The following is a 13122-nucleotide window of genomic DNA, read 5'->3' on the forward strand; positions in this document are numbered from 1 at the left end:
GGATCGCGGTCAGGCCGAGGTGCGCGGCAGGGTGTCGTCGCTGCGCAGGGTCAGGATCTCATAGCCGTCTGCGGTGACCAGCACAGTGTGCTCCCATTGCGCGGAAAGCTTGCGGTCCTTGGTGATGGCGGTCCAGCCGTCGCCGAGCAGGCGGGTTTCCGGGCGGCCCTGGTTGATCATCGGCTCGATGGTGAAGGTCATGCCTTCCTTGAGCTCCATGCCGGTGCCGGCCTTGCCGTAGTGCAGCACCTGCGGCTCTTCATGGAACACGGCGCCGATGCCGTGCCCACAGTACTCGCGAACCACGGAGAAGCCGTTCTTCTCCGCATGCTTCTGGATCACTTCGCCGATGTCGCCCAGGCGGGTGCCCGGCTTGACCAGTTCGATGCCTTTATACATGCACTCCTGGGTGACCTTGGCCAGGCGCTCAGCCCATTCGGCAACCTTGCCGACCATGAACATCTTGCTGGTATCGCCGTGGTAACCGTCCTTGATCACGGTGACGTCGATGTTCAGCACGTCGCCGTCTTTCAGTGGCTTGTCGCTGGGGATGCCGTGGCACACCACATGGTTGACCGAGGTGCAGATCGACTTGGGAAAGCCCTTGTAGTTGAGCGGGGCGGGGATGGCCTGCTGCACGTTGACGATGTAGTCATGGCAGATGCGATCCAGCTCTTCGGTGGTGACGCCCGGCTTGACGTGCTCGCCGATCATCTCCAGCACTTCGGCGGCCAGGCGGCCAGCCACGCGCATTTTCTCGATTTCTTCGGCGGATTTGATGGTGACGGTCATATCGGGCTCTCGAGTGTACGCAGAAAAGGGGCATATATTAGCAGCTACGTGGTGCAAGCCCCAAAGGCAGCTGCAAGCATCGAGTCGCATGTGTTAATGAGCGGGCTTTGCCCTAATGTCAGTCAGTTAAGCGCCTAGACACTTGGTTTACGGGCGCTGCAATCGTATAGGAAGGAATTTAACTGTTGCCAGTCGGTTCGATTTGTAGGGTGGGTCGGGCGGCGCTCCGTTTCAGCCCACGCCGGCCGCCGTTGGTGGGCTGAAGCCCACCCTGCAAGAGCAAAAAACCTTATCTGATCGGCATTAGGGGCTGTTGCCGTTTCGACGCGAGCCGCGTTGCTGCGCCAAATTGCGCCACGCAACCCGAAGGGACGGGCCAGTTTTTGCGTGGTACGTCGTTACTCGACGGCTCATTTGGGCGACCAAACTTCGCGTCTCGCGCCTGGTCCCACGCAAAAACTGGCTCCGTCGCGGCCGTGCGCGAAACGGCAACAGACCCTAGGCTTCGCCCCTGTTTACGGCGTTTGCCTTGTAGCTTGTCGCTGCTTTCTGTGGTATAAAACGCGCCGCTTTACGGGCACTGCGCCCGAAAGCCTAAACCCACACACGTATCGACACGGTTTCCTGGGTGCCTTCGACAAGTTCGAGGGTTGGAAACTGGGATGCGTGGAGGCCTAACCCGACTTATCAAGGAACTATCATGTCCCAAGTCACTATGCGCGATATGCTGAAGGCCGGTGTGCACTTCGGCCACCAGACCCGTTACTGGAACCCGAAAATGGGCAAGTACATTTTCGGCGCGCGCAATAAGATTCACATCATCAACCTCGAGAAAACCCTGCCGATGTTCAACGACGCCCTGTCGTTCGTTGAGAAGCTGGCTGCTGGCAAGAACAAGATTCTGTTCGTTGGCACCAAGCGTTCCGCAGGCAAAATCGTTCGCGAAGAAGCCACTCGTTGCGGCTCGCCGTTCGTCGACCACCGCTGGTTGGGCGGCATGCTGACCAACTACAAGACCATCCGTGCTTCGATCAAGCGCCTGCGCGAGCTGGAAGCCCAGTCCCAGGACGGCACCTTCGCCAAGCTGACCAAGAAAGAAGCCCTGATGCGTACCCGGGATCTGGAAAAGCTGGATCGCAGCCTGGGTGGTATCAAGGACATGGGCGGTCTGCCGGACGCTCTGTTCGTGATCGACGTTGACCACGAGCGCATTGCTATCACCGAAGCCAACAAGCTGGGCATCCCGGTTATCGGCGTTGTCGATACCAACAGCAGCCCGGAAGGCGTTGACTACATCATCCCGGGTAACGACGACGCCATCCGCGCCATCCAGCTGTACATGGGTGCCATGGCCGACGCTGTGATCCGTGGTCGCAGCAACGCTGGCGGCGCGACTGAAGAGTTCGTCGAAGAAGCTGCTGCCGAGAGCGCCGAAGGCTAAGCGTTAACGCCAAGCATTTAGCGTTATGCGCTGTGCAAGAAGGGGGCTAGGCCTAATGCTGATCAGATAAGTTCGTCACCACCCCCTCCTACTTGCAGTAGAGGGGGCGCTTTTCGTAGGAGCCAGCTTGCTGGCGATGCTTTTTATGGCGGATCGCCGGCAAGCCGGCTCCTACAAAGATCGAGTGCAACGGCTTAACTGACTGGCATTAGTGCTAGGCCCCCTTTTTGCCACTCAAAGATTTGATTTGGTTGAAGACCTACCGAGAGGATTTTCAAGATGGCAGAGATTACTGCAGCCCTGGTTAAAGAACTGCGCGAGCGTACCGGCCAAGGCATGATGGAATGCAAGAAGGCCCTGGTTGCTGCTGGTGGTGACATCGAGAAAGCCATTGATGACATGCGCGCTTCCGGTGCCATCAAGGCTGCCAAGAAGGCCGGCAACATCGCCGCTGAAGGCTCCATCGCCGTTCGCGTTGAAGGTGGTCGTGGTGTGATCATCGAAGTCAACTCGCAGACCGACTTCCTGGCCCTGCAGGACGACTTCAAGGCTTTCGTCAAAGAGAGCATCGACGAAGCCTTCGAGAAGAACCTGACCGACGCTGCTCCGCTGATCGCTTCCCGCGAATCGGCTCGTGAAGCTCTGGTTGCCAAGTGCGGCGAGAACGTCAACATCCGTCGCCTGACCGCTGTTTCCGGCGAAACCGTTGGTGCCTACCTGCACGGCCACCGCATCGGTGTTCTGGTTGTCCTGAAAGGCGGCAACGACGAACTGGCCAAGCACGTTGCCATGCACATCGCTGCCTCCAACCCGGCTGTCGTGTCGCCGGACCAGGTTTCCGAAGAGCTGGTTGCCAAGGAAAAGGAAATCTTCCTGCAGCTGAACGCCGAGAAGATCGCCGGCAAGCCGGAAAACATCGTAGAGAACATGGTCAAAGGCCGTATCGCCAAGTTCCTGGCCGAAGCCAGTCTGGTCGAGCAAGCCTTCATCATGGATCCGGAAGTCAAGGTCGGTGACCTGGTGAAGAAGGCCGGTGCCGAAGTCGTTTCCTTCGTTCGTTACGAAGTGGGCGAGGGTATCGAGAAGGCCGAGACCGACTTCGCTGCCGAAGTTGCCGCTCAGGTTGCTGCCAGCAAGCAGTAATCGGCGGTTCGGCCAGTTGTCCCAGAGAGGCTGCCCGCTTGCGCGTGCGGCCTCTTTGCCGAATAAGGGGCGACAAATATACAAGCGGCCGTGCAACCTACGGTCGTCGGCACGTTCGAAGTGCCGGATAATTGCAGCGCGCAAGCGTGTTACAGAAGAATTTCATATCGCCGCAGGAGAGACTTGCAATGGCTCAGCAGACGACTGGTCGCCAACCTCGCTACAAACGCATTCTGCTCAAACTTAGCGGCGAAGCCCTGATGGGCTCGGAAGATTTCGGCATCGATCCCAAGGTGCTCGATCGCATGGCGCTGGAAGTCGGTCAACTGGTCGGCATCGGCGTGCAGGTCGGACTGGTGATCGGTGGTGGCAACCTGTTCCGCGGCGCAGCACTGTCCGCTGCCGGCATGGATCGCGTTACCGGTGACCACATGGGCATGCTGGCGACCGTGATGAACGCGCTGGCCATGCGTGATGCGCTGGAACGCTCGAACATCCCGGCCATCGTTATGTCGGCGATTTCCATGGTCGGCGTGACCGATCATTACGATCGCCGCAAGGCCATGCGCCACCTGAAAACCGGTGAGGTGGTGATCTTCGCAGCGGGTACCGGCAACCCCTTCTTCACCACCGATTCGGCCGCCTGTCTGCGTGCCATCGAGATCGATGCGGACGTGGTACTGAAGGCGACCAAGGTCGATGGCGTGTACACTGCCGACCCGTTCAAAGACCCGCATGCCGAAAAGTTCGAGCGCCTGACCTATGACGAAGTGCTCGATCGCAAGCTGGGGGTGATGGATCTGACCGCCATCTGCCTGTGCCGCGATCACAACATGCCGCTGCGGGTCTTCAACATGAACAAGCCCGGCGCCCTGCTGAACGTTGTAGTGGGTGGCGCCGAAGGAACTCTGATCGAGGAGGATGCACAATGATCAACGATATCAAGAAAGACGCTCAGGAACGCATGAGCAAGTCCCTGGAGGCGCTGGGTCGCAACCTTGCTTCCATTCGTACCGGTCGTGCCCATCCGAGCATTCTCGATAGCATCAAGGTCCCGGCCTGGGGCAGCGACATGCCGCTCAATCAGGTAGCCGCGATCACCGTCGAAGATGCGCGCACCCTGAAGATCGTCGCTCACGACAAGAGCCTCAGCGCCGCCATCGAGAAGGCCATTCTGACTTCCGACCTGGGCCTGAACCCGAGCAGCGCCGGCACTACCATTCGCGTACCGATGCCAGCCCTGACCGAGGAAACCCGCAAGGGCTACACCAAGCAGGCGCGTGGGGTTGCTGAAGATGCCAAGGTCGCGGTGCGCAATGTGCGTCGTGATGCCCTGGCCGAGCTGAAGAAACTGTCCAAGGCCAAGGAAATCAGCGAGGACGAAGAGCGTCGTGCCGCTGACGAGCTGCAGAAAATCACCGACAAGTTCATCGGTGACATAGACAAGGCGCTCGAGGTCAAAGAAGCGGACCTGATGGCCGTTTGACGGCTCGGCGCCCATACATGGACAAGAACAAGCAGGGGGCGGTGCCGCGGCATGTCGCCATCATTATGGATGGCAACAACCGCTGGGCGAAGAAGCGCCTGTTGCCTGGTGTGGCAGGGCACAAGGCCGGGGTCGATGCGGTTCGCGCGGTAATCGAAGTCTGTGCCGAGTCGGGTGTCGAGGTGCTAACCCTGTTCGCCTTTTCTAGTGAAAACTGGCAGCGCCCGGCCGAAGAGGTCGGCGCGCTGATGGAGTTGTTCCTCGGTGCGCTGCGTCGTGAGGCCAAGCGTCTGCTGGATAATGACATTAGCCTGCGCATCATCGGGGACCGCTCGCGCTTTCATCCCGAGTTGCAGGCAGCCATGCGCGAAGCCGAGCAACTGACTGCCGGCAACCGGCGTTTCACCTTGCAGATCGCAGCCAACTACGGTGGTCAGTGGGATATCGCCCAGGCCGCTCAGCGTCTGGCGCGTGAGGTGCAAGCAGGTCATTTGCAGCCCGAAGACATTACCCCGCAATTGCTTCAGGGTTGTCTGGCTACCGGTGACCTGCCTTTGCCCGACCTGTGCATCCGTACGGGTGGCGAGCGCCGCATCAGTAACTTCCTTCTGTGGCAGTTGGCTTATAGCGAACTGTACTTCTCCGACCTCTATTGGCCGGACTTCAAGCACGAGGCCATGCGCAAGGCGCTGGCCGATTTCGCTACCCGCCAGCGTCGCTTCGGCAAGACCAGCGAGCAGGTGGAAGCTAAGGCGCGCTCCTAATGCTCAAACAACGAATCATCACGGCGCTGGTGCTGTTGCCCATCGCCCTGGGCGGTTTTTTTCTGCTCGATGGCGGTGCCTTTGCCCTGTTCATCGGTGCGGTGGTCACGCTGGGGGGCTGGGAATGGGCCCGTCTGGCAGGTTTCGAGGCGCAGTCGCTGCGTGTGGCCTATGCAGCTGCAGTGGCCGTGTTGCTCGGCTTGCTGTACATGGTGCCGGTCGTTGCCCCGCTGCTGCTGGTGGTGGCTGTGCTGTGGTGGTTGGTCGCGACCTTTCTGGTAATGACCTATCCCGATAGCAGTCGTCTCTGGGGCGGTGTGCCGGGACGTTTGCTGATTGGTTTGCTGATTCTGCTACCGGCCTGGCAAGGGCTGATCCTGCTCAAGCAGTGGCCGCAGGCCAATGCGCTGATCATCGCGGTGATGGTGCTGGTCTGGGGGGCGGATATCGGCGCCTATTTTTCCGGCAAGACCTTTGGCAAGCGCAAGCTGGCGCCCAAGGTCAGCCCGGGCAAGAGCTGGGAAGGGCTGTATGGCGGCCTTGCTGCCAGTCTGCTGATCACTTTTCTGGTTGGTCTGCAGCAGGAGTGGTCCGTCACGGAATTGTTGCTGGCTATGGCGGGTGCGGCTGTGGTCGTACTGATTTCCGTGGTTGGCGATCTGACCGAGAGCATGTTCAAGCGCCAATCCGGGATCAAGGACAGCAGTAACCTGCTGCCGGGTCATGGTGGCGTACTGGACCGTATCGACAGCCTTACCGCGGCCATTCCCGTGTTTGCCACATTGCTGTGGCTCGCCGGCTGGGGCGCGCTGTGAGCGCGGTGCAGCATGTAACCGTGCTGGGGGCGACGGGGTCCATCGGCCTCAGTACGCTGGATGTGATTGCGCGCCATCCTGAGCGCTATCAGGTATTCGCCCTGACCGGTTTTTCCCGCCTGGCAGAGCTGCAGGTGTTATGTGTTCAGCATCGTCCGCGCTACGCGGTAGTGCCCGATGACCGTTCAGCGCTCGATCTGCAGGGCAGGCTGCGCGCCGCCGGGCTGGCGACCGAGGTGCTCGTCGGCGAAGAGGGGTTGTGCGCGGTTGCGGCGGATGCGGCCGTCGACTACGTGATGGCCGCCATCGTCGGTGCTGCCGGGCTCAAGCCGACGCTTGCCGCGGTGCAGGCCGGCAAGAAAGTTCTGCTGGCCAACAAGGAAGCGCTGGTTATGTCCGGCGTCCTGTTCATGCAGGCCGTCAAGCATAGCGGGGCGGTTCTTCTGCCCATCGACAGCGAACACAACGCCATTTTCCAATGCCTACCTGGCGACTATGCGCGCGGTCTGCAGGCTATTGGTGTGCGCAGGGTTCTGTTGACCGCCTCTGGCGGGCCGTTCCGCGAAACACCATTGGCTGAGCTGGAGCGCGTCACGCCGGAGCAGGCTTGCGCGCATCCGAACTGGTCGATGGGGCGCAAGATTTCGGTCGATTCGGCCAGCATGATGAACAAGGGCCTGGAGATGATCGAGGCCTGCTGGTTGTTCGATGCGAGCCCCGATCAGATCGAGGTGGTCATCCACCGACAGAGCGTGATTCATTCGCTGGTCGACTACGTTGACGGTTCAGTCCTGGCCCAGTTGGGTAACCCGGACATGCGCACACCTATCGCTCACGCTCTGGCATGGCCGGAGCGTATCGATTCGGGAGTGTCTGCGCTGGATCTGTTTACTGTCGGTCGCCTGGATTTCGAGCGCCCTGACGAACAGCGTTTTCCCTGTTTGCGTCTGGCGCGCGAGGCAGCGCAGGCCGGTGGTAGTGCGCCAGCGATGCTCAATGCGGCCAACGAGGTGGCGGTCGAGGCTTTCCTGCAGCGGCGCATCCGTTTCACCGATATCGCGCGTATGATTGAGTCCGTGCTGAACGCGCGGCCGGTAAGGGCTGTCGAAGCGCTCGACGCGGTATTCGAAGCGGACGCCCAGGCGCGAGAGCTGGCTGCTCAATGGCTAGCTGTGCGCTGATGAAACCGCTGTTGCGCTGGCGCGTGTCGGAACTTGAGCGGCCCCGTAGGGCTGGAGAAGTCAAATGAGTGGGTTGTACATGCTGGTTGGCACCCTGATCGCATTGGGTGTCCTGGTGACCTTTCACGAGTATGGGCACTTCTGGGTGGCCCGGCGCTGCGGCGTCAAGGTTCTGCGTTTTTCCGTAGGCTTCGGCACGCCATTGGTGCGCTGGCATGATCGCCAGGGCACCGAATTCGCGGTTGCAGCCATTCCTCTGGGGGGCTACGTCAAGATGCTCGATGAGCGCGAGGGCGATGTTCCGCCTGAGCTGGTCGAGCAGTCCTTCAATCGCAAGAGCGTGCGTCAGCGCATCGCCATCGTGGCTGCGGGCCCGCTGGCCAATTTCCTGCTGGCGCTGCTGTTCTTCTGGTTCGTGGCCATGCTCGGCAGTCAGCAGGTGCGGCCTGTCATTGGTGCGGTGCAGCCGGACAGCCTGGCGGAAGCGGCCGGACTACGTACGGGGCAGGAAATTGTTGCGGTCAACGGCGAGGCCACCAGTGACTGGGCAGCGGTCAATCTGCAACTGGTCAGGCGTCTGGGCGAGAGCGGCACGCTCGATCTGCGCGTGCTGGAGCCGGGCTCCACCGTCGAAATGCCAAAACAGGTGCAGTTGGACAACTGGCTGCGCGGCGTCGACGAGCCGGACCCGATTGGTTCGCTGGGCATTCGTCCATGGCGTCCGGTGCTGGAGCCGGTTCTGGCTGAAGTCGACTCCAAGGGGCCTGCCCACGCCGCAGGGCTGCAGGCAGGGGACAGATTGCTGGCGCTCGATGGCGAGCCCCTGGCCGACTGGCAAGACCTGGTCGATCGTGTGCGTGCGTTGCCGGGCGAGACGATCACGCTGCGTTTCGAGCGCGACGGGCAGGCGCAGGATGTAAGGCTGACCCTGGCGTCGCGTGGCGAGGGTGAGGCTCGCAGCGGCTACCTGGGCGCGGGCGTTCAGGGCGTCGAATGGCCGCCGGAGATGCTCCGCGAGGTGCGCTACGGTCCGCTCGATGGCGTAGTCGAAGGCGTGCGTCAAACCTGGTCCATGAGCCTGCTGACCCTCGATTCGCTGAAGAAAATGCTGTTCGGTGAGCTCTCGGTAAAAAACTTGAGTGGGCCGATAACCATTGCTAAAGTGGCGGGCGCTTCAGCTGAGTCAGGGCTGGGGGATTTCCTGAAATTCCTTGCATATCTGAGTATTAGTCTGGGGGTTCTCAATCTGCTGCCCATTCCCGTACTGGATGGTGGGCATCTGCTGTTTTATCTGGTTGAGTGGGTGCGTGGTCGCCCCTTGTCTGAGCGGGTTCAGGGTTGGGGGATGCAGATCGGCATCAGTCTGGTCATCGGGGTCATGCTACTGGCCCTGGTCAACGACCTCAGCCGCCTGTGAGCATTGCTGAACCACGTTCTTGAGTTTTAAAAGAAGTGTTGCCTTAGCGGCAGTTTTTATCGTCAGTTGGAATAAGAAAGGACTTCATGAAACGTCTGCTGCTACCTGCGGTACTGTCCGCATTGATGATCGCCGAAGTTCACGCCGAGTCCTTCACCATCTCCGATATACGCGTCAATGGCCTGCAGCGGGTTTCCGCCGGCAGCGTGTTCGGCGCGCTGCCGCTCAACGTGGGCGAGCAGGTAGATGATCGCCAACTGGTCGATGCCACCCGCTCCCTGTTCCGTACCGGCTTCTTCCAGGATATTCAGCTCGGCCGCGATGGCGACGTGCTGGTGGTCACCGTGGTCGAGCGTCCCTCCATCTCCGGTATCGAGATCGAAGGCAACAAGGCCATCAGCACCGAAGATCTGCTCAAGGGGCTGAACCAGTCCGGCCTGGCCGAAGGCGAGATCTTCCAGCGCGCCACCCTCGAAGGTGTGCGTAACGAACTGCAGCGCCAATACGTGGCTCAGGGCCGCTATTCGGCCGAGATCGAAGCCGAAGTGATTCCGCAGCCGCGTAACCGCGTGGCGCTGAAGATCACCATCAACGAAGGCACCGTCGCCGCTATCTCCCACATCAACGTGGTTGGCAACACGGTTTTCACGGATGAAGAACTCTCCGATCTGTTCGAGTTGAAGACCACCAACTGGCTGTCCTTCTTCCGCAACGACGACAAGTACGCCCGCGAAAAGCTGTCCGGTGACCTCGAACGTCTGCGTTCCTACTACCTGGATCGCGGCTACATCAACATGGATATCAGCTCCACCCAGGTATCCATTACCCCGGACAAGAAGCACGTCTACATCACCGTCAACGTCGAAGAGGGCGAGAAGTACAGTGTCCGTGACGTGAAGCTTTCCGGTGACCTTAAGGTGCCGGAAGAAGACGTGCGTGCACTGCTGCTGGTCAAGGAAGGGCAGGTCTTCTCGCGCAAGATCATGACCACCACCAGCGAGCTGATCACCCGTCGCCTGGGCAATGAGGGCTACACCTTCGCCAACGTCAACGGCGTGCCGGAAGCGCACGACGAAGACAACACCGTTTCGATCACCTTCTTCGTCGATCCGGGCAAGCGTGCCTACGTCAACCGCATCAACTTCCGTGGCAATACCAAATCCGAAGACGAAGTGCTGCGCCGCGAAATGCGTCAGATGGAAGGTGGCTGGGCCTCGACCTACCTGATCGATCAGTCCAAGACCCGCCTCGAGCGTCTGGGCTTCTTCAAGGAGGTCAACGTCGAAACCCCGCAGGTACCGGGTACCGACGACCAGATCGACGTCAATTACAGCGTCGAAGAGCAGCCGTCCGGCTCCATCACCGCCAGCGTCGGTTTCGCCCAGAACGCCGGTCTGATCCTCGGTGGCTCGATCAGCCAGAACAACTTCCTGGGTACCGGTAACCGCGTCAGCATCGGCCTGACCCGCAGTGAATACCAGACTCGATACAGCTTTGGCTTCGTTGACCCCTACTGGACCGTCGACGGTGTCAGCCTGGGTTACAACGCCTTCTACCGCACCACCGACTACGATGAGCTCGATGTCGACGTATCCAGCTACTCGGTCGACAGCCTGGGTGCAGGTGTCAATATCGGCTATCCGATCAGCGAAACCGCGCGTCTGACCTACGGTCTGACCGTGCAGCAGGACACCATCGATACCGGTCGTTATACCGTCGACGAGATCTTCGATTTCATCGACTCTGAGGGCGATAACTACCTGAACTTCAAGGGTTCCATCGGCTGGTCCGAGTCGACCCTGAACCGTGGTGTACTGGCCAACCGTGGTCATTCGCAGAGCCTGGTGCTGGAAACCACGCTGCCAGGTAGCGATCTGTCGTTCTACAAGCTCGACTACCGTGGTCAGGTCTTCACCCCGATCAGCGACAACTACACCCTGCGCTTCCATACCCAGCTGGGTTATGGCGACAGCTACGGTTCCACGGCTGAGCTGCCGTTCTACGAGCACTACTACGCGGGTGGTTTCAACTCGGTACGTGGTTTCGAAGACAGCAGCCTTGGGCCACGCAGTACGCCGAGTAGCGGTGCCAAACCGGGCACCCTGCGCGACCCGGATCAGGACCCGCTGCCGTTCGGTGGTAACGTGCTGGTGCAGGGCGGCGTCGAGATGCTCTTCCCGCTGCCATTCGTCAAGGATCAGCGCTCGCTGCGTACCGCATTGTTCTGGGACGTGGGTAACGTCTTCGATACCAACTGCAGCTCCAGCCAGAAGAGGCTGAGCGACAGCTGCAATATCGACTTCAGCAGCATGGCCAGCTCCGTGGGTGTCGGCCTGACCTGGATCACCGCACTGGGCCCGCTGAGCTTCAGTCTGGCCATGCCGATCAAGAAGCCGGATGATGCCGATACCCAGGTATTCCAGTTCTCCCTGGGTCAAACCTTCTAAGTTCGTTTCACAGAAAGCCAACAGTTTTGTTGCAGGAGTGCATTGTGCGTAAGTTGACTCAACTGGTTCTGTTCACCGCCGCCCTGATCGCCACTCCGGCGTTCGCCGAGATGAAGATCGCGGTGCTGAACTATCAGATGGCGCTGCTCGAATCCGATGCCGCCAAGCGTTACGCCGTGGATGCCGAGAAAAAGTTCGGCCCGCAGCTGAACAAGCTCAAGACCCTGGAAAGCGACGCCAAGCGCATTCAGGATCGTATGGTCAAGGATGGCGAGAAGATGCAGCAGGCCGAGCGCGAGCGCCTCGAACTCGAATTCAAGCAGAAAGCCCGTGATTTCCAGTTCCAGTCCAAGGAGCTGAACGAAGCCAAGGCCATCGCTGATCGTGAGATGCTCGCCAAGCTCAAGCCGAACCTGGACAAGGCCGTCGAAGAAGTGATCAAGAACGGTAACTTCGACCTGGTGCTCGAGCGCGGTGCGGTGATTGATGTCAAACCTCAGTTCGACATCACTCGCCAGGTCATCGAACGCATGAATCAGATGCGCTGAGCATGACACTGATAGTTACCCTCGGCCAGTTGGCCGAGCGCCTCGGCGCTACCCTGCGTGGCGCCGAAGGCAAGGTCATCACGGGCCTGGCCACCTTGCAGGAGGCCAGGCCCGAACAGTTGAGCTTTCTGGCCAATGCCCAGTACCGCAAGTACCTGGCGCAGACTCAGGCCGGTGCCGTGTTGCTGACTGCCGACGATGCTGAAGGCTACGCCGGTGATGCCCTGATCGTGGCCAATCCCTATCTGGCTTACGCTCAGCTTTCGCACCTGTTCGATCCCAAACCCAGGGCTGCTGCCGGCATCCATGCGACCGCTCAGGTCGCCGCTGATGCTCAGGTCGATCCGAGTGCCAGCATCGGTCCTTATGCAGTGATCGAGAGCGGTGCCCGTATTGCTGCCGATGTCAGTATCGGCGCCCATTGCGTGGTCGGTGCGCGTAGCGAGATCGGTGAGGGCGGGTGGCTGGCACCACGTGTGACGCTGTATCACGACGTGAAAATCGGCAAGCGTGTGGTGATCCAGTCCGGTGCCGTGATCGGTGGCGAGGGCTTCGGTTTCGCCAACGAGAAGGGCGTCTGGCAGAAGATCGCGCAGATCGGTGGGGTGACCATCGGTGATGACGTCGAGATCGGCGCCAACACCACGGTGGATCGCGGTGCGTTGTCCGATACGCTGATCGGCAATGGCGTCAAGCTGGATAACCAGATCATGATCGCGCACAACGTACAGATCGGCGACAACACCGCCATGGCCGGCTGTTGCGGGATTTCCGGCAGCACCAAGATCGGCAAGAACTGCATGATCGCAGGTGGCGTCGGCATGGTTGGGCACATCGAGGTGTGCGACAACGTCTTCGTCACCGGTATGACCATGGTGACCCGCTCGATCACCGAGCCGGGCGCCTATTCTTCCGGCACTGCCATGCAACCAGCGGGCGAGTGGAAGAAGAGCGCTGCCCGCATTCGTCAGTTGGACGAGATGGCCAAGCGCCTGCGCGAGCTGGAAAAACAGCTGGCCGCCGTGACCCAGAAGGCAAACGTCTCATCTGATGCCTGAGCACGGCATGACCGTGCTCTTTTCTTTTCT

Annotated in this window: 12 protein-coding genes; 11 read left to right on the forward strand and 1 reads right to left on the reverse strand. The window is 60.2% G+C overall.

Going from position 1 to position 13122, the window contains the following annotated elements:
- Positions 1 to 9: 9 nt before the first annotated feature.
- Positions 10 to 792, reverse strand: a complete 783-nt coding sequence (gene map / locus DBO86_RS11835; protein ID WP_074855685.1) for a type I methionyl aminopeptidase — start codon at positions 790 to 792, stop codon at positions 10 to 12.
- Positions 793 to 1492: 700 nt separating this feature from the next.
- Here map and rpsB point away from each other — a divergent pair.
- From rpsB to lpxD, 11 genes are all read left to right on the forward strand, one after another.
- Positions 1493 to 2233 carry a 30S ribosomal protein S2 gene (gene rpsB, locus DBO86_RS11840; protein WP_004424008.1) on the forward strand — a complete coding sequence of 247 codons (741 nt, stop codon included), beginning with the start codon at positions 1493 to 1495 and terminating at the stop codon, positions 2231 to 2233.
- Positions 2234 to 2512: 279 nt separating this feature from the next.
- Positions 2513 to 3376, forward strand: coding sequence for a translation elongation factor Ts (gene tsf / locus DBO86_RS11845; RefSeq protein ID WP_074855687.1), 864 nt, complete (start codon positions 2513 to 2515; stop codon positions 3374 to 3376).
- A 188-nt stretch (positions 3377 to 3564) separates the two neighbouring features.
- Complete coding sequence (pyrH, locus tag DBO86_RS11850) at positions 3565 to 4308, forward strand: UMP kinase (RefSeq protein WP_004424012.1); 744 nt, start codon at positions 3565 to 3567, stop codon at positions 4306 to 4308.
- Positions 4305 to 4862: a ribosome recycling factor gene (frr, locus tag DBO86_RS11855; protein ID WP_004424013.1), complete on the forward strand. Its 558-nt coding sequence runs from the start codon at positions 4305 to 4307 to the stop codon at positions 4860 to 4862. Before pyrH ends, frr begins: the two co-directional genes overlap by 4 nt.
- 17 nt (positions 4863 to 4879) lie before the next feature.
- Entirely contained in the window at positions 4880 to 5626 is a 747-nt protein-coding gene (uppS, locus tag DBO86_RS11860) for a polyprenyl diphosphate synthase (protein ID WP_074855691.1), read from the forward strand.
- The gene (locus DBO86_RS11865; protein WP_074855692.1) at positions 5626 to 6441 is read left to right on the forward strand and encodes a phosphatidate cytidylyltransferase; all 816 of its coding nucleotides are present in this window, start codon (positions 5626 to 5628) and stop codon (positions 6439 to 6441) included. Before uppS ends, DBO86_RS11865 begins: the two co-directional genes overlap by 1 nt.
- Positions 6438 to 7622: a 1-deoxy-D-xylulose-5-phosphate reductoisomerase gene (ispC, locus tag DBO86_RS11870; RefSeq protein ID WP_108233755.1), complete on the forward strand. Its 1185-nt coding sequence runs from the start codon at positions 6438 to 6440 to the stop codon at positions 7620 to 7622. The genes DBO86_RS11865 and ispC overlap by 4 nt, the downstream gene beginning before the upstream one ends.
- A 64-nt stretch (positions 7623 to 7686) precedes the next feature.
- Positions 7687 to 9039 (forward strand): sigma E protease regulator RseP, encoded by a 1353-nt coding sequence (rseP, locus tag DBO86_RS11875; protein ID WP_108233756.1) that lies wholly within the window; start codon positions 7687 to 7689, stop codon positions 9037 to 9039.
- 86 nt (positions 9040 to 9125) lie between these two features.
- Positions 9126 to 11486, forward strand: coding sequence for an outer membrane protein assembly factor BamA (gene bamA, locus DBO86_RS11880; protein WP_108233757.1), 2361 nt, complete (start codon positions 9126 to 9128; stop codon positions 11484 to 11486).
- Between the two features lie 44 nt (positions 11487 to 11530).
- Entirely contained in the window at positions 11531 to 12034 is a 504-nt protein-coding gene (locus tag DBO86_RS11885) for an OmpH/Skp family outer membrane protein (protein ID WP_074855701.1), read from the forward strand.
- Positions 12031 to 13092, forward strand: coding sequence for a UDP-3-O-(3-hydroxymyristoyl)glucosamine N-acyltransferase (lpxD, locus tag DBO86_RS11890; protein ID WP_108233758.1), 1062 nt, complete (start codon positions 12031 to 12033; stop codon positions 13090 to 13092). The genes DBO86_RS11885 and lpxD overlap by 4 nt, the downstream gene beginning before the upstream one ends.
- Positions 13093 to 13122 lie beyond the last annotated feature (30 nt).

Source organism: Ectopseudomonas oleovorans (assembly GCF_003052605.1).
GTDB classification, from domain to species: Bacteria; Pseudomonadota; Gammaproteobacteria; order Pseudomonadales; family Pseudomonadaceae; genus Aquipseudomonas; species Aquipseudomonas oleovorans_A.

Bases quoted from the DNA above. Each gene is read 5' to 3' on its own strand.
- rpsB (WP_004424008.1), top strand. From the start codon at position 1,493: ATGTCCCAAGTCACTATGCGCGATATGCTGAAGGCCGGTGTGCACTTC.
- pyrH (WP_004424012.1), top strand. From the start codon at position 3,565: ATGGCTCAGCAGACGACTGGTCGCCAACCTCGCTACAAACGCATTCTG.
- bamA (WP_108233757.1), top strand. From the start codon at position 9,126: ATGAAACGTCTGCTGCTACCTGCGGTACTGTCCGCATTGATGATCGCC.
- map (WP_074855685.1), bottom strand. From the start codon at position 792: ATGACCGTCACCATCAAATCCGCCGAAGAAATCGAGAAAATGCGCGTG.
- frr (WP_004424013.1), top strand. From the start codon at position 4,305: ATGATCAACGATATCAAGAAAGACGCTCAGGAACGCATGAGCAAGTCC.
- rseP (WP_108233756.1), top strand. From the start codon at position 7,687: ATGAGTGGGTTGTACATGCTGGTTGGCACCCTGATCGCATTGGGTGTC.
- DBO86_RS11865 (WP_074855692.1), top strand. From the start codon at position 5,626: ATGCTCAAACAACGAATCATCACGGCGCTGGTGCTGTTGCCCATCGCC.
- tsf (WP_074855687.1), top strand. From the start codon at position 2,513: ATGGCAGAGATTACTGCAGCCCTGGTTAAAGAACTGCGCGAGCGTACC.
- uppS (WP_074855691.1), top strand. From the start codon at position 4,880: ATGGACAAGAACAAGCAGGGGGCGGTGCCGCGGCATGTCGCCATCATT.